Origin of the sequence: Phaeodactylibacter sp., assembly GCF_022763345.1 — a bacterium.
Taxonomy (GTDB): Bacteria; Bacteroidota; Bacteroidia; order Chitinophagales; family Saprospiraceae; genus Phaeodactylibacter.
In genome coordinates, this window is record NZ_JALEGS010000094.1 from 1 (window position 1) to 21,279 (window position 21,279).

The 21,279-nt window shown below is 49.2% G+C and carries 15 protein-coding genes and 5 tRNA genes; 3 read left to right on the forward strand and 17 right to left on the reverse strand.

The annotated features are described in order from the left end of the window. Window positions 1-215: 215 nt before the first annotated feature. Window positions 216-2,756 (reverse strand): S8 family serine peptidase, encoded by a 2,541-nt coding sequence (locus tag MRY86_RS23780; protein ID WP_293570187.1) that lies wholly within the window; start codon window positions 2,754-2,756, stop codon window positions 216-218. A 500-nt stretch (window positions 2,757-3,256) separates the two neighbouring features. Here MRY86_RS23780 and MRY86_RS23785 point away from each other — a divergent pair, with 500 nt between their 5' ends. Together MRY86_RS23785 and MRY86_RS23790 are read left to right on the forward strand one after the other, a co-directional pair. After that, window positions 3,257-3,874 (forward strand): RNA polymerase sigma factor, encoded by a 618-nt coding sequence (locus MRY86_RS23785; RefSeq protein WP_293570188.1) that lies wholly within the window; start codon window positions 3,257-3,259, stop codon window positions 3,872-3,874. After that, window positions 3,867-4,859 (forward strand): hypothetical protein, encoded by a 993-nt coding sequence (locus tag MRY86_RS23790; protein ID WP_293570189.1) that lies wholly within the window; start codon window positions 3,867-3,869, stop codon window positions 4,857-4,859. The genes MRY86_RS23785 and MRY86_RS23790 overlap by 8 nt, the downstream gene beginning before the upstream one ends. 101 nt (window positions 4,860-4,960) lie before the next feature. On the opposite strand, the gene rpoC is transcribed toward MRY86_RS23790, so the two are convergent. The 16 genes from rpoC to MRY86_RS23870 form a co-directional block, all read right to left on the reverse strand. Continuing rightward, window positions 4,961-9,265, reverse strand: coding sequence for a DNA-directed RNA polymerase subunit beta' (gene rpoC / locus MRY86_RS23795; RefSeq protein ID WP_293570191.1), 4,305 nt, complete (start codon window positions 9,263-9,265; stop codon window positions 4,961-4,963). 81 nt (window positions 9,266-9,346) lie between these two features. Then, window positions 9,347-13,168 carry a DNA-directed RNA polymerase subunit beta gene (gene rpoB / locus MRY86_RS23800; RefSeq protein ID WP_293571976.1) on the reverse strand — a complete coding sequence of 1,274 codons (3,822 nt, stop codon included), beginning with the start codon at window positions 13,166-13,168 and terminating at the stop codon, window positions 9,347-9,349. A 219-nt stretch (window positions 13,169-13,387) separates the two neighbouring features. Continuing rightward, window positions 13,388-13,768 carry a 50S ribosomal protein L7/L12 gene (gene rplL / locus MRY86_RS23805; protein WP_293566235.1) on the reverse strand — a complete coding sequence of 127 codons (381 nt, stop codon included), beginning with the start codon at window positions 13,766-13,768 and terminating at the stop codon, window positions 13,388-13,390. Window positions 13,769-13,870: 102 nt separating this feature from the next. Further along, on the reverse strand, window positions 13,871-14,398 hold the full coding sequence (gene rplJ, locus MRY86_RS23810; RefSeq protein WP_293566234.1) for a 50S ribosomal protein L10: 528 nt from the start codon (window positions 14,396-14,398) through the stop codon (window positions 13,871-13,873). Between the two features lie 25 nt (window positions 14,399-14,423). Next, window positions 14,424-15,116, reverse strand: coding sequence for a 50S ribosomal protein L1 (rplA, locus tag MRY86_RS23815; RefSeq protein ID WP_293566232.1), 693 nt, complete (start codon window positions 15,114-15,116; stop codon window positions 14,424-14,426). Between the two features lie 66 nt (window positions 15,117-15,182). After that, complete coding sequence (rplK, locus tag MRY86_RS23820) at window positions 15,183-15,656, reverse strand: 50S ribosomal protein L11 (RefSeq protein WP_293566230.1); 474 nt, start codon at window positions 15,654-15,656, stop codon at window positions 15,183-15,185. Window positions 15,657-15,771: 115 nt separating this feature from the next. Then, on the reverse strand, window positions 15,772-16,386 hold the full coding sequence (nusG, locus tag MRY86_RS23825) for a transcription termination/antitermination protein NusG (protein WP_293566228.1): 615 nt from the start codon (window positions 16,384-16,386) through the stop codon (window positions 15,772-15,774). Between the two features lie 22 nt (window positions 16,387-16,408). Continuing rightward, window positions 16,409-16,597, reverse strand: a complete 189-nt coding sequence (gene secE / locus MRY86_RS23830; protein ID WP_044222961.1) for a preprotein translocase subunit SecE — start codon at window positions 16,595-16,597, stop codon at window positions 16,409-16,411. 316 nt (window positions 16,598-16,913) lie between these two features. Continuing rightward, a tRNA-Trp gene (locus MRY86_RS23835) sits at window positions 16,914-16,986 on the reverse strand. 101 nt (window positions 16,987-17,087) lie between these two features. Further along, on the reverse strand, window positions 17,088-18,284 hold the full coding sequence (gene tuf / locus MRY86_RS23840) for an elongation factor Tu (protein WP_293566224.1): 1,197 nt from the start codon (window positions 18,282-18,284) through the stop codon (window positions 17,088-17,090). Between the two features lie 66 nt (window positions 18,285-18,350). Beyond that, window positions 18,351-18,422: transfer RNA gene (locus tag MRY86_RS23845), tRNA-Thr, on the reverse strand. A gap of 220 nt (window positions 18,423-18,642) precedes the next feature. Next, window positions 18,643-18,715, reverse strand: a tRNA-Gly gene (locus MRY86_RS23850). 104 nt (window positions 18,716-18,819) lie between these two features. Continuing rightward, a tRNA-Tyr gene (locus tag MRY86_RS23855) sits at window positions 18,820-18,905 on the reverse strand. Window positions 18,906-18,978: 73 nt separating this feature from the next. Beyond that, window positions 18,979-19,052, reverse strand: a tRNA-Thr gene (locus MRY86_RS23860). Between the two features lie 399 nt (window positions 19,053-19,451). Continuing rightward, entirely contained in the window at window positions 19,452-19,757 is a 306-nt protein-coding gene (gene raiA, locus MRY86_RS23865) for a ribosome-associated translation inhibitor RaiA (protein WP_293571977.1), read from the reverse strand. Window positions 19,758-19,815: 58 nt separating this feature from the next. Then, window positions 19,816-20,712 (reverse strand): tyrosine-type recombinase/integrase, encoded by an 897-nt coding sequence (locus tag MRY86_RS23870; RefSeq protein ID WP_293569998.1) that lies wholly within the window; start codon window positions 20,710-20,712, stop codon window positions 19,816-19,818. A gap of 108 nt (window positions 20,713-20,820) precedes the next feature. Here MRY86_RS23870 and MRY86_RS23875 point away from each other — a divergent pair, with 108 nt between their 5' ends. Continuing rightward, window positions 20,821-21,267 carry an energy transducer TonB gene (locus MRY86_RS23875; RefSeq protein ID WP_293569996.1) on the forward strand — a complete coding sequence of 149 codons (447 nt, stop codon included), beginning with the start codon at window positions 20,821-20,823 and terminating at the stop codon, window positions 21,265-21,267. Window positions 21,268-21,279: the final 12 nt, after the last annotated feature.

Here is a 21,279-nt window from a genome sequence, read left to right on the forward strand (position 1 = left end):
AAAGCATAACCTCCTTTGGTAGTGCTAATCTATGAAATTTTCAAAGAACTTGCTCAGATGCTAAACATAGCATCTGACATTGAGTAGGTTTGCTGTAGCAAACCACTTAATCGTCAGTATAGTAAGTGGCACCCTTCTACTTATCGGCAACAATACCGGGCGTACCTTAAATATACAACAGAGGCTACCATTAAGGCAGCCTCTGTTGATTGAATTTAATGTATTACTATTTTTTTCACAGCCCGGGACGACGCCAAGCTTACTTCCAGCCAAAACAGTCCCGATGATAACTCGCTAACGTCCAAACTAACCTGCTGACTTTCATTTACCTCCATTTGGGACCATCGCTTCACCACTTGCCCTTGTGCGTTCAGCAATGCAAAGCTCGCAGGATCGTCCATCCTTTTTGGTAATTTCACATAGACCCTTTCTCGTACCGGATTAGGAAACACCTCTACTGAAGAAGCCATGGTCTCCTCCCATGAGCTCGAATTCGGGCTTCCCTCATTGACAATCACCGTATAATCTTCCACCTCCCGGGCACTACCTGTACTGCAGGATTCGGCAAAACCATTGGGGTCCATACTGACCCGCATACGCGTTGGGCCTGTAAGTGCATTTCCGGGAATGTTGATCGTTCCGAAAACAGGTGTTGTATTAATTGCAGACTGCTGAAAAACTAATTCGTCAGCATCCTGAAAATCTCCATCCTGATTAAAATCTATCCAAACCCGCCAGTACACCGGTTGTTGATTATCATCTGTCTCGGGTGTCAGCGTAAGCGGATACTGAGCGCCCTGCTCCAGATTTGCAGACAGGTCCATGTAATCGCCAAATCCATAAGATTTGCCTGTTTCGTGGTCAATTTCCTTGAGCTGCACCCTTGCAATCCAGTCATCCCATGTGGTACCGTAGGAGTAACAGTACGCATCTTCACACCCACGAGTAGATAAAATAACTGTATTCGAGAATTCACCTTCAATACCACCGCAGCGGGACTGTACCTGAAATTCGTAGTCGCGGCAGGGCAGCATATTAGCCCAAATTGTGGCAGATGATGTAAACCAGTTGCCTTCCGTCCAGACTGATTGCCCTACCCTTTTGAAGCGAGTCCGATAAGCCTCTGCGTCACCAGCAACCGGGGTCCAGTCCAGGTACAAATGAGAGTACCCCACCTCAAAAGCATGCAAATCATTAGGGGGCGGGCAGCCGCTGCCACCACCGCTACCGTTTACGCAAAAATTATTTACTTCCTGATCCTCAAAGCTTCCTCCGGATGCCAGAACCTCGCCGGTCGGCGATGTCAGGAAATAACTCCCATCACCAAAGTCACAGCACATCCCATCACCGTAAGAATCGAAAAAGACCAGGTCATAACAGCCTTCCTGAAGACAAACCGGTTCCTGTATGACCAATCCTTCGGCACCCTCTTCGTAAGGCCCTCCAGAGACAATCAGATTACCAGATTGGTAGACACCCCAGGTAGTTTCATCACCATAATCGTCGAGGGTAATGGTCAACCCCAGGGCAATCCCATTGCAATCTCCTCCACCGCCTCCCCCGTCCAGACACTCCAGGGCTGCACGTGCATTGATGCGGCCGCTACCCAGCGCACCCACAAAACCAGGGTTGACAACATCGATATTATCAGCACTGCTCAGCAAACAGTCGACTATTTCCTCATTTGCCGCATTGGGCTTGTAAGACTTCATATGCGCCAACAGCCCTGCCACCATCGGGCAGGACATAGAAGTGCCATTATAGCTGTCGTAGCTGCTCTGATTGAAAGCGATTGGGCTTAAGATATTCGTACCTGGGGCTGCTATATCCACCCAATATCCATAATTGGAGCTGGTGTTGCGCACATCTCCGGAACGTGTATTGGCAACAGCCAACACTCCAGTGTAGGCTGCAGGGTAGGAAGGAATTGAAGTATTATCATTCCCTGCAGCTGCGACTACTATCGCGCCATTATCAATAGCCAGGCTTACAAGGTTAGAGTTCACCAATGAAAAACTACCGCCCCACGAGCAACTGATGATTTCCGCTCCGGCTGCCACCGCATATGCAAATGCGCCCCACGCTTCGTCAATCTCGGTTCCAGTTGTACCATCTGTTTTCCCTTTACACGACATGATCCGGGCATTATTGAAAGAAATAGAGGCGCCTCCAACCCAATTGTCAGTTACCGCACCGGCAATCCCCGCGCAGTGGGTGCCATGAGAAAAAACAGCTGAAGATGCATAAGCCGGAGGCTGAGGGTCATTATCCCAGTTGGCCGCATCCCAGCCGATATAGTCATCTATATATCCATTACCATCATCATCTATGCCTTCAATCCCATCGTATTCTGCCTCATTTATCCAGAGGTTGCCGTCTAAGTCCTCATGGTTCCATTTCACCGCATCATCCGTTATCGCAACAACTACCCCTTCTCCTTCCTGGTGCAGGTCCCAGGCATCGTAAGCATCAATCTGAGCGAGGAACCACTGATTGGAGTTGTTTGCATAGGCATCATTGGGCGTATAAAAGGAGCGCATGACCGGCACCTGCTCTGCAAATTCTACTGCAGGCTCCCGCATCAGCAATTGTATGAACGCCTGTTCTTGACCGGTTTCTGAAAAATACAATTGGTAAGTATGGTCAAAAAAAGAGCTTGGAAGCCTGCCGAATGGCTTGTGAATGCGGTATACACCAAATGCCCTGAACAGCTCGGCAAATGACCCGTAGGCTGACAGGTCTTGCAGGCTGTCCATGTGAGCCCATTGAAGACCCGCGCTCTCCTGAATTTTCACATAAACCCTCCCCTCGTAATATTCGCCGGGAAGGTTCTGTTGCTGGGATTGGACAGCTGCAGGTAGAAGCAGCAATAATATAATGTACAGCAATAATGAAACTGAAGTGAAACCTTGATTTTCCATGACGGTGTAAAGAATTTAAAAGGTTATTAAACTGCCTGGTTAGTGGAAACAACGGCCTAAATGTCCCCCTGACACGCCCTATTTTCCAGCAGTATATTTTCCAAGCTATTCAATGGTCCGCCCTTCGTAAAAACCAATATCTCTCGTTTATAAGATTTAAATTTAAGCATACAGCACCTGAAAACCCCTGCCGTTTCAGCAATGGCAACTAAATATTGTATAAGGATGAAAACGCTAAGAACCATCCCTATTCTTTCTTTTCTCATGCCCGCATTTGATTGATTCCCTTAATTTTAAATACATTTACAATAATACTCGCCCCATAATCCTGAAGTATGCCCATAACGAAACCTCAATACTCCGACGAGCAGCTCCTGAACATGATCAGGGGCAGCGAACAGGAAAGGGCCAATGCCCTGAAAGCCTTCTTTACAGACCAGCAGCTGAGGGCATCGGTCATACGCAAAATCCAGCAAAAGGGAGGGAGTGCAAATGATGCACAGGATGCCTTCCAGGAAGGGTTCAAAGCGTTTTACCGGCATCTTTTGAATGGCAAATTCGAAGGCAGGAGCAGTTTGCGTACCTTTTTCGTAGGCATTTGTATCCGCTGCTGGCTCGACGGCCTAAAAAAAAGCTTCTACCAGCGGACTACCCTTACGGATAAGGAAGAAACCCTGGATGACGAATACCAGCATACGCCGGAAACCCGGATGATGAGCCGGGAACGGAAAAGCCAGTTGCAAAAAGTGCTGGCGCTCCTTGGCGATCGGTGCAAAAAAGTCATCATGATGGGCTACGAAGGTTACAACAGTAAAGAGATTAAACAAAAGCTGGAAATTGAGGCGGAGGAAGCGGTACGTAAGATCAGATATCGCTGCATGACCAAACTCAAAGAAAAACTGGCCAGCCAACCTACCTTAAACGCACTTCTAAAAAGCCTGAGCTATGGATAAAGCAACCCTACATGAAAAGCTTGATGCCTATCTAAAAGGCAGCTTAGATGCAGCAGAACAGGCTGAAGTCCGGCAGCTCATTGACTCCGATAAGGACGTAGCTGACCAACTGGAATTGGTGCGCCTGGAACAGGAGCTGGCAGAAGTCATGGTCGATGAAAAGCTGGACGAAATGATGAAAGCGTGGAATGAAGAAGCCTCTTCCTCCACTGCAGTATCTGATAGCTCTCCTAAACCCAACGCCAACAAATTCCCGGGCAAATGGACTAACTGGGGTTTCGTGATCGTCGTTTTTACCGGATTGTTAATTTGGTCCTGGCACTCGGATGAGAAAAATGAAGCCTTAAATGCGGCAACCGAAACGCCATCTTCTGTGCCTCAATTAAACGAGACTGAGACTTCGGGAGATACTCCGAAAAAGTCAGAATCTCTTCAGCCTTCCTCACAGGAAACTGCACCTGCTCCGGAAACGACCGAACAAGAGCCGGAAGCAACGCCACCAATCGCTAACGCTCAGGAAACAGCTTCGCCAGCTGCTGAAATGCAACAGTTGGCATTGGCAGTAGCAAATACGACCTCGCCTATTGCTGGACTAAAAATAGTCAGAAGAGGGGCGCAAACGAACGAATCTCCTTTAGCAAAAGGCTATCGTCTAATGGGAGAAGGGAAACTAGACGAAGCAGAATCCGCCTTGCTTACCGTAACGGAAGCACAGGGAGGGCAGTACCGTAATGCACAGCAGTACCTTGCCTTTATTTACTTTGAAAAGGGTGAATATGATAAGTCCATCCCCATCCTGGAAAACTTAACCCAGCAGCCCTATTCTCAGAAAGCTAAAATGGAATGGTACCTTGCACTAGCCTATTTAGCTACTGAAAACCCTAAAGGTTTGGGCGCCTTAAAACAGGTTGCCGCACAGAGCGCTTCTTCTGAAATACAGGACAAAGCTCAACAGTTATTGGAGGAGATCAATGGGCCAGACTAGATATAGTAGTCCATCCTCTTTTGCTACTCAACGATAAAAAAGCCCCCTACCGGCATAACCAGAAGGGGGCTTACATTTTATCCTAAGCTTCCGATCTTTCTTTAATCTTCAGCTACTTCTTCTAATTGCTTGCGGCGTGCTTCGTGTGCCTCGTGCGCTTCCATGGTGGTTACAAAGAGATCTTCGTACTCACGCATGCCCGTACCAGCCGGGATACGCTTACCTACGATGACGTTCTCTTTCAAACCGTTAAGGAAGTCCATCTTAGCACCAATCGCTGCTGTGCTGAGCACCTTAGTCGTTTCCTGGAAGGAAGCGGCAGAAATCCAGCTTTCCGTACCCAGTGAAGACTTAGTGATACCCTGCAGGAGCGAGCTTGATGTCGCAGGCACTGCATCGCGGTATTGTACCAGCTCGAGGTCATTGCGGCGCAGCTGAGAATTTTCTTCCCGCAGCTGACGCAAAGTCACGAGTTGTCCGGGGCGCAGCTTGTTGGAGTCGCCAGACTCGGTAACGACTTTCTTATCGAAAATCCAGTCGTTCTGCTCCAGGAATTGGTACTTCTCAACCGCTTCGCCCTCGAGGAAGCTGGTATCACCCGGATCCTCGATTTGCACGCGGCGCATCATCTGACGCACGATCACCTCAATGTGCTTGTTGTTGATGGTGATACCCTGTGCCCGGTATACTTCCTGTACACCGTTGACCAGATAAGACTGTACGGCAAATGGCCCTTTAATGTTCAGGATGTCACGAGGGGCAGTTGCTCCATCAGACAGTGGAGTGCCTGCGCGAACGAAGTCACCTTCCTGTACCAGGATGTGCTTGGAAAGACCGATCAGGTACTTACGCTTCTGACCATCTTTCGCTTCGACCATTACCTCGCGGTTACCCCGCTTAATCTTACCGAAGGATACTACACCGTCGATTTCAGAAACCACTGCAGGGTTGGATGGGTTACGAGCCTCGAAAAGCTCTGTTACCCGTGGCAGACCACCGGTGATATCGGCAATCTTACCCAGCTTCCGTGGAATCTTGGCAATCTTCTGACCGGCGCGGATCGTATCACCCTCATCAATAGAGAGATAAGAGCCCACCGGCAGGTTATAACTCCGTAATTCCTCACCGTCTGCACTTACGATTTTGACGGTTGGGATTTTACGCTTGTTCTTGCTTTCTACGATCACCTTCTCTGCGTAGCCCGTTTGATCGTCCCGCTCAACACGATAAGTTGAACCTTCTTCAATAGACTCGAACTTGGCTACACCTGAGAATTCAGAGATAATTACGGCGTTGAATGGATCCCAGTCCGCAATCATATCTCCTTTCTTGATCTTTTGGCCTTCCTTCACGTGCAGGTTAGCACCGTAAGGAACATAGTGGCTAGCGAATTGCTTGCCGGACTTGGCGTCCACGATCCGGATTTCACCGGTACGAGACAGAACGATGTCCTTCTCTTCACCAGGTTCTTCCACCATTTCTGTTGTTCGGATACTATCGAATTCGATCTTACCTTCAAACTTGGAAACGATCTCAGATTCTGACTTGGAAACCGATGCGATACCACCTACGTGGAAGGTCCGCAGCGTCAGCTGTGTACCCGGCTCACCGATCGACTGTGCAGCAATGATACCCACGGCATCACCTGACTCAGCTGTACGGCCCGTTGCCAGGTTCTTACCGTAGCACTTCGCACAAACACCGCGCTTCGTGTCGCAGGTCAGTACGGAACGTATTGTAACAGACTCTACTTCTGCCTCTTCGATTTTAGCAGCCATAGGCTCCGTAATGTACTCTCCGGCCTTGAGCATCACCTCTTCGGTTTCGGGGTGCAGTACATTATGCAGGGTGAAGCGACCAGCAATACGGGATTTCAGGTCCTCGACTACTTTGTCGTTGTCCAGAAGTGCGGTAGTTTCTATACCGCGCAGCGTATTACAATCATCCTCAAGGATAACCACATCCTGAGCTACATCCACAAGACGACGTGTCAGGTAACCTGCATCGGCTGTCTTCAGAGCGGTATCCGCCAGACCCTTACGGGCACCGTGAGTTGAGATAAAGTACTCGAGTACGGACAGACCGTCTACAAAGTTAGACAGAATTGGGTTTTCGATAACCGCTCCACCGGTATCACCGGATTTCCGCGGCTTCGCCATCAGTCCACGCAGACCACACAGCTGCTTAATCTGCTGCTTAGAACCCCGTGCACCGGAATCCAGCATCATGAATACGGAGTTAAAGCCCTGCTTGTGAGAGGCGAGCTCCTTCATCAGCACATCCGTGATGCGGTTATCTGCGTAGGTCCACTTATCGATAATCTGGTTGTAGCGCTCATTGTTAGTGATAAGCCCCATGTTATAGTTATCCCAGACTTCATCTACCTCAGCTTGCGCTTCTTCCAGCGTGTTGATTTTGACAGAAGGCTCGATCAGGTCACCCAGGTTGAAGGACAGACCACCTTTGAATGCCCAGAGGAAGCCCATTTCCTTGATCGCGTCAAGGAAGGCTGCCGTGACCGCAAAGTCAGTCCGCTCAATCACGTCACCAATAACCCGCTTCAAGTTCTTCTTCGTCAGTAGTACATTGACGAATGGCACTCCTTTGGGTACGTTTTGATTAAACATTACCCGTCCAGTGGTGGTATCAATAAGCTTATTGACCAATTCACCTTCTTCATTCTCTACCTTCACTCGCACCTTAATTGAAGCGTGCAGGTCGAGCTGCCCTTCGTTGTAGGCAATCATTACCTCTTCCGGAGAGTAAAAACGACGACCCTCACCCTTTACCTTGATCTCTTCAGTGGAGCTGCGCTCTTTAGTAATGTAGTAAAGCCCCAGTACCATATCCTGAGAAGGCAGTGTAACCGGCGACCCGTTCTGCGGGTTGAGCATGTTGTGAGAAGACAACATGAGCACTTGCGCTTCCAGAATTGCGGCGTGGCTCAGAGGCACGTGTACGGCCATCTGGTCACCGTCAAAGTCGGCGTTGAAAGCACCACATACCAGCGGGTGCAGCTGAATCGCCTTGCCTTCAATCAGCTTAGGCTGGAAGGACTGAATGGAAAGACGGTGCAGGGTTGGTGCCCGGTTGAGCATAACCGGATGCCCTTTCAATATATTTTCGAGGATTTCCCAGATGATGGGGTCCTTTCGGTCTACAAGTTTCTTAGCAGATTTTACCGTCTTCACAATACCGCGCTCGATTAGCTTACGGATCACAAACGGCTTGAACAGCTCAGCAGCCATCGCCTTAGGGATACCGCACTCGTGAAGCTTAAGCGTTGGGCCTACAACGATCACCGAACGACCGGAGTAGTCCACACGCTTACCTAGCAGGTTTTGACGGAAACGCCCCTGCTTACCTTTAAGAATATCACTCAGCGACTTCAATGCCCGTCCGCCCTCAGCTTTCACAGCGTTGGATTTACGGGAGTTGTCGAAGAGGGAGTCTACAGCCTCCTGCAACATCCGCTTCTCGTTACGCAGGATTACTTCCGGCGCTTTGATTTCGAGCAGTCGCTTGAGACGATTGTTCCGGATAATTACCCGACGGTAGAGGTCGTTAAGGTCAGAACTGGCAAAACGGCCACCATCCAAAGGCACCAAAGGGCGCAGTTCAGGTGGTACAACCGGCAGGTACTGAATGATAGTCCATTCCGGACGGTTTTCAATACGAGTCAGTCCATCCCGGAAAGCCTCTACTACACGAAGACGCTTCAGAGCCTCCGACTTACGCTGCTGCGAAGTCTCATTAGCGGCCTGATGGCGCAGTGCGAAGGACAGCTGATCCAGATCAAGGCGCATCAAGAGGTCACGGACAGCATCCGCCCCCATCTTAGCCATGAACTTATTCGGATCCTCATCGTCCAGCATTTGGTTGTCCTGCGGCAAGGTATCCAGAATTTCCAGGTACTCTTCTTCCGTCAGGAGGTCCATTTTAGCTACACCTTCTTCCTCTTTCACACCTGGCTGAATCACTACATAACGCTCGTAGTAAATGATGCTTTCCAGCTTTTTCGAGGAAAGCCCGAGCATATACCCAATCTTGTTGGGCAGTGATTTGAAGAACCAGATGTGTACCACAGGGACCACCAGCTTGATGTGCCCCATGCGCTCACGGCGGACTTTCTTTTCCGTCACCTCAACTCCGCAACGGTCACAGACGATACCCTTGTACCGGATACGCTTGTATTTACCACAGTAGCACTCATAGTCTTTTACTGGTCCAAAGATGCGTTCGCAGAACAGACCATCACGCTCCGGCTTATAGGAGCGATAGTTGATCGTTTCCGGCTTCAGCACCTCACCGTAGGAACGCTCCAGAATCTCATCTGGAGAAGACAGACTGATGGTGATACTGTCGAAGTTTTGGGTCTGAATATTATTCTGTTTCTTAAAGGACATATGGTATTGTTGGTATGGGGCAGCGCCAGGGCTGCCCCAGTGAAACAATCTTATTTGTTAGGCTGCAAGTAACAGCGTGACCTAGTCGAACTTCACATCCAGTGCCAGGCCGCGAAGCTCATGCACCAGTACATTGAACGACTCCGGAATGCTTGGATCCGGCAGTGGGTCGCCTTTCACAATCGACTCGTAAGCCTTCGCACGACCGTTGATGTCGTCCGACTTGATCGTGAGCAGCTCCTGCAGTATGTTGGATGCACCGAATGCCTCAAGTGCCCATACCTCCATCTCACCAAAACGCTGACCACCAAACTGTGCTTTACCGCCCAGTGGCTGCTGCGTAATGAGGGAGTATGGCCCGATGGAACGTGCGTGCATTTTGTCATCCACCATGTGCGACAGCTTCAGCATGTAGATCACGCCTACTGTGGCTTGCTGATGGAAACGGTCGCCAGTCTCGCCATCGTACAGATACGTCTGACCAAGGCTTGGCAATCCAGCCTGCTGAATGTACTCATCAATCTCCTCCTTGCTGGCACCATCGAAGATAGGCGTACCAAACTTCATGTCCAGCTTCTCACCTGCCCAGCCCAGTACGGTCTCGAAAATCTGTCCGAGGTTCATACGGGATGGTACACCCAGTGGGTTCAGCACGATGTCAACCGCTGTACCATCTTCCAGGAATGGCATATCCTCGATACGCACAATTCGGGAAACGATACCTTTGTTACCGTGGCGGCCCGCCAGTTTATCACCTACACGGAGCTTACGCTTTTTAGCCATGTAGACTTTTGCCAGCTTGAGTACGCCTGCGGGCAGCTCATCACCAATGCTGATGTTGAACTTCTCGCGCTTGTAACGACCAACTTCTTCGTTCACTTTGATGCTGTAGTTGTGCAGCAGCTTGGCTATCAGGCCGTTGGTGTCATCATTGTCTGTCCAGTTCGTGTAGTCAACGCTCGTATAGTCAACTTCGCGCAACTGAGATTGTGTGAACTTGGTCCCTTTAGGAATAATTGGCTCGTTGTAGATGCTCTTCACGCCTTGAGAAACCTTGCCTTTGATGAGGATCAGCAGCTTGTCAATCAAGATGGTCTTGAGCTCGTTGAGCGCAATCTTATGCTGGTCTTCCAGCTTCGTGAGCAGTTCTTTCTCCTGTGCTTTCTGGACTTTATCCTTCTTGGCACGGGCGAAGAGTTGCTTGTCAATGATCACACCTTTAGTAGAAGGAGGCGCTTTCATAGAGGCATCCTTCACATCACCGGCCTTATCACCGAAGATCGCACGGAGGAGTTTCTCTTCCGGAGTTGGATCAGACTCTCCCTTGGGGGTAATCTTACCGATCAGGATATCGCTTTCACGCACCCATGCACCAACCCGGATGATACCGTTTTCGTCAAGGTCTTTAGTGGCTTCTTCACTGACGTTTGGGATATCGTTGGTCAGTTCTTCTTCACCAAGCTTGGTATCCCGGACATCCATCTCGAAGTGTTCGATGTGGATGGAAGTGAAGATATCCTCCCGGACTACACGCTCAGAGAGTACAATTGCATCCTCAAAGTTGTAGCCTTTCCAAGGCATGAATGCCACCTTCAGGTTCTGGCCAAGTGCCAGTTCGCCCTTTTCGGTAGCGTAACCGTCACAAAGGATTTGCCCTTTGGTTACGCGCTGCCCACGCTTCACAATCGGCTTCAGGTTAATGCTTGTACCCTGGTTCGTCCGGCGGAACTTGATTAGCTTATAAATCTTCCGGTTGTCTTCGAAAGAAACCAATTGCTCCTCGTCAGTCCGGTCGTAGCGGATGATGATCTCATTGGCATCAACGTATTCCACCACGCCATCGCCCTCTGCATTGATCAGCATGCGGGAGTCACGAGCCACTTTACCTTCCAGTCCTGTACCCACAACTGGTGAGTGCGGGCGCAGCAGTGGAACGGCCTGACGCTGCATGTTTGATCCCATGAGGGCACGGTTGGCGTCATCGTTCTCAAGGAAAGGGATCATGGAAGCCGACACCCCAACAATCTGGTTAGGCGCAACGTCCATGTACTCGATTTCATCTGGAGTCAGTACGGGGAAGTCACCGTGTTCACGGCACTTAATACGGTCAGACTCAAAGGCTCCTTTCTCCGTGATTGGAGCGTTGGCCTGAGCAATCCGCTTAAAGTCCTCGCCCTCAGCTGACAGGTATTCGGGTTCCAGTTTTACCTCTACAGCCCCGGAAGTCACTTTCCGGTAAGGGGTTTCCAGGAAGCCCATCTTATTCACCTTTGCGTGGACGCAAAGGGTGGAGATCAGACCAATATTTGGACCTTCCGGTGTCTCAATAGTACATAGGCGTCCGTAGTGAGAATAGTGAACGTCACGTACCTCAAAACCGGCTCGCTCTCTGGAAAGACCGCCTGGCCCGAGTGCAGAAATACGCCGCTTGTGCGTAATTTCAGAGAGCGGGTTGGTCTGGTCCAGGAACTGAGACAACTGGCTGGTTCCAAAGAAAGAGTTGATGACAGAAGACAAGGTCCGCGCATTGATCAAATCAATTGGCGTGAAGACCTCGTTATCCCGAACGTTCATACGCTCTCGGATGGTACGGGCCATACGTGCCAGACCTACACCAAACTGCGCGTAGAGCTGCTCGCCCACCGTACGTACACGGCGGTTGCTTAGGTGGTCAATGTCATCAATTTCTGCTTTCTGGTTGATCAGGCTAACCAAGTACTTCACGATAGAGATGATGTCTTCGCGGGTCAGTACCAGGGTCTCCTTGTCAATATCCAGCTTCAGCTTGCGGTTGATCTTGTAGCGGCCCACTTCTCCAAGGTTGTAACGCTTGTCGGAGAAGAACAGCTTATCGATGATACCGCGGGCGGTTTCTTCATCGGGTGGATCTGTGCCGCGCAGCTGTCGGTAGATGTACTGCACCGCTTCCATTTCAGAGCTGGAAGGGTCTTTCTGCAGTGTGTTATATATAATGGAGTAATCCTGGTCAATCTCATCCTTTTGCAGGATAACCGTTTCGGTTTCTGCATTAAGGATAAGTTCGATATTGTCCTCATCAAGTACAATATCGCGCTCCAGGATAATTTCATTCCGCTCAATGGTAACCACTTCGCCGGTATCTTCATCTACGAAATCCTCTGACCAGCTTCGCAGTACCCGAGCGGCGAGTTTACGCCCGATGGCTTTTTCGAGCCCATCGCGGGTAGCAGGTACTTCATCTGCAAGGTCGAAGATATCGAGAATGGCTTTATCCGTATCGTAACCGATTGCCCGCATCAGCGTCGTTACCGGGAACTTCTTCTTACGGTCGATGTAGGCATACATAACCGTGTTGATGTCTGTGGCAAATTCCATCCATGCGCCCTTGAAGGGGATCACACGGGCAGAATAGATTTTGGTTCCGTTGGGGTGAAAGCTTTGCCCAAAGAATACCCCTGGCGAACGGTGAAGCTGTGACACTATGATCCGTTCAGCACCATTGATCACGAAGGTACCCTTAGGTGTCATGTAAGGGATGTTCCCGAGGAATACATCCTGCACGATAGTTTGGAAATCCACGTGCTCTTCGTCATTACAAGACAGGCGCAGCTTTGCTTTCAGCGGCACACTATAAGTAAGCCCTCGCTGCATACACTCATCAATAGTATAGCGGGGAGGGTCAACGAAGTAATCGAGAAATTCCAGAACGAAAATGTTTCTGGCATCCGTGATAGGAAAGTTCTCCTGGAAAACCTTATAAAGTCCTTCGTTCATACGGTTTTCAGGGGTCGTTTCCAACTGGAAGAACTCCTGAAAAGACTTTAACTGGATTTCAAGAAGATCGGGGTATGGTGAGGGAAGCTTTATTTTGCCGAAGTTCACTCTCTTCTCTTCGGCGGTCAATACCTTACCGTTTGACGTCATTGGCAATATTGTTTGTGTTCTTGGCAGTCAAGAGCTTTCTCTCAAAAGCAGCCGCTGTAATAATACCCAAAATTATGGAAAAAGTTCAATTTCCGTGAACTTATCTATACGACGATAGGCTTAGCCAGTTGGAGACCAACTCGCTAAGCCTTGAGGGGAGAGGAATAAGCCGTTTCCAAAAGGGAAACCTGCTTACTCCCCTTCCTTTGTATGCGCTGATTACTTCAGCTCAACTTCAGCACCGGCACCTTCCAGTGCTTCTTTGATTTTCTCAGCCTCTTCCTTAGGCACACCTTCTTTGATGGTACCAGGAGCGCCGTCAACCAGTTCTTTCGCTTCTTTCAGACCGACGCCAAGCAAGCCTTTCACTTCCTTAACGACTTTCAGTTTGCCTGCACCAGCAGACTTCAGGATAACGTCGAACTCAGTCTTTTCTTCAGCAGCTGCACCGCCATCGGCTGCGCCACCACCTGCAGCAACTGCAACAGCTGCAGCAGCAGGCTCAATGCCGTATTCCTCTTTCAGGATGTTCGCCAGTTCGTTGACCTCCTTTACAGTGAGGTTGACCAGCTGTTCTGCAAATTCTTTCAGATCTGCCATTGTAAGATAATTTTTGAAGTAGTGTACGTTTAAAAATATATTGTGCGTACAGCTTGGAAGCCGTATGGATTGGGCGGCCCCGCCGGGGGCTGCCAGGTTGAATTACGCCGCGCGCTCTTCCAGTGCCTTGAGCAGACCTGCAATGGTCTGACCTCCGGACTTGAGGGAGCCGATAACATTCTTCGCAGGAGACTGTAGCAGTGTAATAACTTCTGCCAACAGATCTTCCTTCGACTTGAGGTTTGCCAGGGCTTCGAGCTGATCGTCGCCGATGTAAACATCAGATTCGATATAAGCTGCTTTAAGCGTTGGCTTCTCACTGTCTTTGCGGAATTCCTTAATCAGTTTTGCAGGTGCATTTGCCGTCTCTGTAAAGAGGATCGCGGTATGCCCCTTGAGTGCCTGATGAAGTTCTTCGTAATTCTTTTCCCCGGAAGCAGCTTCGAGGGCTTTTTTGATGAGGGTGTTTTTCACAACCTTCATCTCCACGCCCTTCTCGAAGCACATGCCGCGGAACTTATTGATTTGTTCTACCGTAAGCGTAGAAGAATCTGCGAGGTAAAAGTATTCTACCCCGGATAGTTTCTCCTTCAACGCCTCAATGGTAGCTGTCTTTTCTGCTCTAGTCATTGCTCTTCGGTTTTGAAAAGTTTACTTAACCAATGTTTTTGGCGTCTACCCGAATACCGGGGCTCATCGTGCTTGCCATTGTCACGTTACGCATGTAAGTACCCTTAGCAGATGCCGGGCGCATGCGGCTCAGTGTGCCGAGAAGTTCCTTTGCGTTATCTGCCAGCTTTTGTGGCTCAAAGGACACGCGGCCAATGGAAGCGTGAATGATACCATATTTATCTACGCGGAAAGAAATCTTACCGCCCTTTACGTCTGAAACGGCCGCAGCAACATCCGGTGTAACCGTTCCGGTCTTAGGGTTTGGCATCAAACCACGAGGACCAAGAATACGGCCGAGGCGACCGACCTGAGCCATTGTCTGTGGCATCGCCACGACAACATCAAAGTCTGTCCAACCACCCTGTACTTTCTGTACCAGCTCATCGAGTCCGGCATAGTCTGCACCGGCAGCTTTTGCTTCTTCTTCCTTATCAGGAGTACAGAAAACCAAGACGCGCTTGGTCTTACCCGTACCATGAGGAAGAACAACTGTGCCACGGATAGCCTGATCTGCTTTTCGAGGGTCTACGCCCAGGCGAATGTGCAGGTCAACGGAAGCGTCAAACTTAGTGGTGTTGACTTCTTTTACGAGTGCGGCAGCTTCGTCGAGGGTGTAGCTCTTGCTACGATCGACCTTCGCTTCAGCAGCAGCTCGTTTTTTTCCAACTTTTGCCATTGTGAAATATTTTGAGGTGAATAGCGTCCAGGTAATGCCTGAACTCCCTGCTTAAAAATGTTTTGTCTAGTTCTCAGCCGCAGCCGCAGCCTCTTCTGGCGTCATCCAAGGTGGAGTGCCTTTGACAACAATACCCATACTGCGGGCAGTTCCTGCAACCATTTTCATGGCTGACTCGACTGTGAAGCAGTTAAGGTCTGTCATTTTATTCTCGGCAATTGCCTTGCAATCGTCCCAGGTTACAGTACCTACCTTATCACGGTTAGGCTCAGAAGAACCCTTCTTGAGCTTAGCTGCGTTAAGAAGCTGTACTGCCGCTGGTGGCGTTTTGATTACAAAGGAGAAGGACTTGTCCTTGAACACCGTGATCACGACTGGCAATACCTGCCCCTGCTTGTCCTGTGTTTCCGCGTTGAAACGCTTACAGAACTCCATGATGTTAACCCCCTTAGCACCAAGAGCCGGACCTACCGGAGGTGCAGGGTTAGCAGCACCACCACGAACCTGCAGCTTGATAAAAGTATCTATTTCCTTAGCCATTGTATCTCGCTTTAAAAATATTTGGGGCTACGTTGCTTAGGGGAAGCTCCTGCATTCCGGTTGCATCTGTCGAAAAACAGGGACAAAAGCGTGTAGCTTAAAAATTACAATTCAGTTATGAGGTCTTTTCTACCTGCATGAAGTTGAGCTCAACCTCTGTACCTCGACCGAAGATTTTAACAATAACCTTCAGCTTTTTCTTCTCATCATTCACTTCCTGAATGTCTCCAACAAACTCGCTGAACGGACCATCGATGATCTTCACGGTTTCGCCAACGATAAATGGCTCAATCATCGCTTCGCCCGCTTCCTGTGATTCATCCACTTTGCCCAGCATTCGATTGGCCTCAGAAGGGCGCATGGGGATAGGGTTGTTTTTACCCAAAAAGTGTATAACGTTAGGAATATTGGCAATGGTTTGAATAATCTCGCCTGACAACTTGGTGGGGATTGCTTCAATCAGGATATAACCAGGAAGGATATTTCGCTCAGAGATCACTTTCTTCCCCGCGCGAATCTTGTACACCTTTTCGGTTGGCACCAGTACCTGCGTAATGAAGTCTCCCCATTTGGAACGGTCGATTTCGAGCTCAATACGCTCCTTAATCTTGCGCTCTTTACCACTTATGACACGAAGAGAATACCACTTTTTATCAGGGCCCGTAGACTCTAATGGTTCATTAGTGATTTCTTCTTCCTCTTCAATATGCTTTTCGTTGTCCTCAGACATCATTACGGATTATCCTGAAAAATTAGAGGCTGTAAATCTGGTCCAGTACGCCCTTGGATACAACATCCATGAGGAAAATAACCAGTGCGAGCAGAATGGAAGCCACCAAAACGACGACTGTGCTGCTCTGCAGGTTTGACCATGATGGCCAGGTTACCTTGGTAACAAGCTCATTATAGCTCTCTAGAATGTACAATTTCAACCTTTCCATCTTACCTCGCTTGTTAAGTTGAAGTCTAAAATTATTTCTTCAATTTACAGGGATGTCCCATAGCACAACTATCCGCTGCATCTATGGGATTCAAAAATGAATTTGCCCAATAAATTTAGCCTCGCCGGTAGCAGGTTCTTTTCTGCATCTTTTGCAATAAGCTCTTGCAATTTATCAGCAGGTCAATTTCTGCGTCCTCCAGCTTAGCACTTGCACGGGCAGGAGGACTTCCCGGTCGTGCATCTGTAAGGTCGCTATCGCTCCCAACAGCTGCATCACCGGGATCATATTTCTGCGTCCTCCGGCTTAGCACTTGCACGGGCAGGAGGACTTGAACCCCCAGCCTACGGTTTTGGAGACCGTCGCTCTACCAGTTGAGCTATGCCCGTGTGTGGAAGAAGACCGAGTTGATCACAACCCAGTCTTCTTCACTTATTTCAAGACTTGCTGACAGGCGATGAAGCCTGTACAAGTTTCGTTCGAAAGTTGCTTAGTCGATAATCTCAGTTACCTGACCGGCACCTACGGTACGACCGCCTTCGCGAATCGCAAAACGCAGACCTTTCTCCATTGCGATAGTGTTCAGCAGCTTCACTTCCAGTGAAACGTTGTCACCAGGCATTACCATCTCAACACCGTCTGGCAGATTCACATCACCAGTTACGTCAGTGGTACGGAAGTAGAACTGTGGGCGGTAGCCGTTGAAGAATGGCGTGTGACGACCACCTTCTTCCTTGCTCAGTACGTAAACCTCGCACTTGAAGTGTTTGTGAGGCTTAACAGAACCTGGCTTACAGATTACCATACCACGCTTGATATCGTTCTTGTCGATACCACGCAGCAGCAGACCAGCGTTGTCACCAGCTTCACCACGAGTCAGGATCTTACGGAACATCTCCACACCTGTAATGGTAGAAGTCAGTGGCTTCGCGTCGTCAGCCATCATACCGATGATCTCAACGGGGTCACCAGTATTGATAACACCACGCTCGATACGGCCTGTAGCAACAGTACCACGACCTGTGATAGAGAATACATCCTCGATAGGCATCAGGAAGTCCTTGTCTACAGCACGCTCTGGCTCAGGGATGTCAGAGTCAACAGCAGCCATCAGGTCAAGAATCTTCTGCTTAGCGTCGGCATCTCCTTCGAGTGCTTTCAGTGCAGAACCCTGGATGATAGAAGCGTTGTCGCCGTCGAATTCGTACTGATCGAGCAGTTCACGAACTTCCATCTCAACGAGCTCAAGCATTTCCTCGTCGTCAACAAGGTCAACTTTGTTCATGAAGACAACGATGTTAGGTACACCTACCTGACGCGCAAGCAGGATATGCTCACGAGTCTGTGGCATTGGACCGTCGGTAGCAGCCACAACAAGGATCGCACCGTCCATCTGAGCAGCACCAGTAACCATGTTCTTTACGTAGTCGGCGTGACCTGGGCAATCCACGTGAGCGTAGTGACGGTTTGCTGTTTCGTACTCTACGTGTGCCGTATTAATGGTAATACCACGTTCTTTCTCTTCAGGAGCAGCGTCGATAGAATCATAGTCTTTCTTCTCTGCAAAACCTGACTCGGCAAGTACGTTAGTGATCGCTGCAGTAAGCGTCGTCTTACCGTGGTCAACGTGACCGATAGTACCCACGTTCAAGTGGGGTTTCGTTCTTTCAAAAGTTTCCTTAGCCATCGGTAATCAAATTTTTGATGCGAAATTTTAATAATGAATCAGAATAAAGTACCGTTCACTAAAGTGAGCCAATGAGGGGAATTGAACCCCTGACCCCTTCCTTACCATGGAAGTGCTCTACCCCTGAGCTACATTGGCTTAACTTTTACATTCATGAAGCTTGCACTTCCATCCTGCTACTCTTGCCAGAGTAACTTCGGTATTAGGCAGACGCTCCTTGCCGTGACCGGCTTATTTTTTGTGCCTGCCGAAGCAAGGCACTTATCAATATTTCAGAAGAAGAAGATCAGGTTACCTTATTCTGATGAAGGGCACTCCCCTATTCTTCATTTTTTCCCAGCAATCTGGGAAAAATTAGAGCGGGCGACGAGACTCGAACCCGCGACCCTCAGCTTGGAAGGCTGATGCTCTACCAACTGAGCTACACCCGCTTCTTTAATTTTTCAAATGCTGCAATCCCTTTGCAGGGACCAGAAACAGCAAAACGCCTTAGCTACCTTCGTAGCATTGGCGAAAATTTCAGTTGAACCTGAAATGGTGGGGGTGATAGGATTCGAACCTATTCAGACAAAGTCACCAGATTTACAGTCTGGCCCGGCTCTCCAACTCCGGCGCACCCCCGTTTGCTTCCCAAAGACTTCTTAAAAAGCCTCCGGAAAGCAGCTTGTGTTTTAAAGCGACTTTGCTGCTTTTGAGCCAGCAGAGGGATTCGAACCCCCGACCCGCTGATTACAAATCAGCTGCTCTGGCCAACTGAGCTATGCTGGCTTATGACTCATTATGCAGCAATTTTTATACTGAAAAAGTGGTTGGTAGCACCCTTCTTAAAATCGCCCCGCAAAGATAGTTGAAAGAATCAAATCTACAAGCGGTAAAACACTTTTTTTTTAGCCTGTCAAATATCGCTTTTGGATCATTTTCTCAAAGCGATTGCAAAGATACAACTTTTGTCAATATTCAAAAAGCTCGTTCGCTTTTTTTGGCACTTTTTTTCATTTGCCCGGCAAAGTTAGTAATTCCCAGACAACCTGCAATACCATTAGTCTATAGAATCAGAAAAAGTTCCCCTTTACATGACTTGCGCCGCTTGAGCCTTAACCCAAGCGGCGCAAATACTCCCACCCTTTCTATATCAGGCCTGCAATAGAGTAAGCCTGATCTTATGGCTTAAGCCGATTTACGGCGGAGGCGGTCCTTGTACCGGATCAGCTGCCGGCGCATGGTGGAGGCGGCACCGTCTACTGAAGACTCAAAGGTTTTGGCGGATTCCCGCACGAATAAGGTGTCGCCGGGGACGGTAATGCTGAGCTCTGCGATCTTATCTTTGACCTGTCCGGAGTTTTCCAGCTTCAGCGTCACCTTGGCTTCAATAATCCGGTCGAAATACTTTTCCATCTTCTGTAGCTTCTGTTCGATAAAATCGATGAGTTTCTGGTCGGCTTTAAACGATACTGCTTCTGTTTGAACTTTCATAATCTTTCCTTTTTGATGATAATGAGGTTAAATATGGTCGTACATCAGGGGGCAGGTGCTAATCATCCCCCTTTGCATTAGGATGGGCTTGTTGATAAACGGCACGAAGCCGCTCTACAGAGTTGTGCGTGTATACTTGCGTGGAAGCCAGGCTGGAATGCCCGAGCAACGCTTTTATCGCATTGAGCTCGGCGCCATTCTCAGACAAGTGTGTGGCGAAGGAATGGCGAAGGGCGTGTGGCCCAAGCCGCTCGTCGGGGCTCACAGCCGAAAGGTACTTGCGTACAATATTATAAACCAGCTTGGGGTACATCGGCTTGCCTTTTGCGGTAAGCAACAGCGGCTTTTGTTGTGCAGCCCCGGGCAGCTCTTCGCGCCGTTTCAGGAAATCCTGCACTTCCAGCACCAGGCTTTTCCCGATCGGGACCAGCCTTTCTTTCCCCCCCTTACCGCGGATGAGAATTTCCTGCTGCGCCCAGTTGAAGTCTTCCGGGCATAGCGCGATCAACTCCGAGCGGCGCATCCCGGTGGCATACAGCAGCTCCAGGACCAACCGGTCTCTTTTGCCTTCATAGTCTTCCGGAAATTTAGTCTTATTAAATAAGGTCTGCAATGCATCTTTCCGCACCGCGCCCGGCAGGCGCTTCGGCAATTTGGGGGCTGATACTTTGAGGGTGGGGTCTTCCGCTAAATGACCTCTGCGCAGCAAAAACCGGTAGTAAGCCTTAATAGTGGATAGCTTACGGTTAACTGTCCGGGCTTCCCGCCCTTCCGTAATCAGTTCCACCATAAACGACCGGATATGGCTGTGGCGAACCTCCTGCATTTGCTCAATGCCCAGAGCTGTGCTTAGGTACGCCTTGAATTGCAGCAAATCTTTGCGATATGCGGTAATGGTGTGGATAGAGAAACGCTTCTCGAATTCCAGGTACTGAAAGAAGGACTCTAATTTCATTTAGTGGGCTTAACTGTGAAATCAATTTAGGGAGAAAAAGATTATTTGTCAAATTTTCTTATCATTGATCACTTCAGCGGGGTTCACCCCTGATCTTAAAGCATAGCTATGCAACGCGAAAAGAAAGACAAACATTTCATCAAAAAGCCGGTATATCCGGGCGGCCCCAAGGCACTGCGGCAGTTCATTGCGCAAAACCTGCGATACCCAAAGGAAGCGCTGAAGGCAAAGGTGGAAGGCACCGTTGTGCTGAAATACAGCATCAACCACGAAGGGCAGGTCACCGAAGCCCAGGTCGTCTCTGGCATTGGGCAGGGCTGTGATGAGGAAGCAGTACGGGTGACGAAGTTGTTAAAGTTCGAAGTACCGAAATTGCCCGGGAAGAAAACGAAGGTGGTTTTTCACAACACAATTAAGGTGCATTTCCGTTTGCCTAAGCCAGAAACGCAGCCTACTGCTGTGCAGTATCAGTATACGACTTCAGCAAAAAAGGAGCCCGCTAAGCCTGCTGCGCCTTCGGGTGGGGGAAGTTATAGTTATACGATTGAGTTTTAGATAAAATGGGAT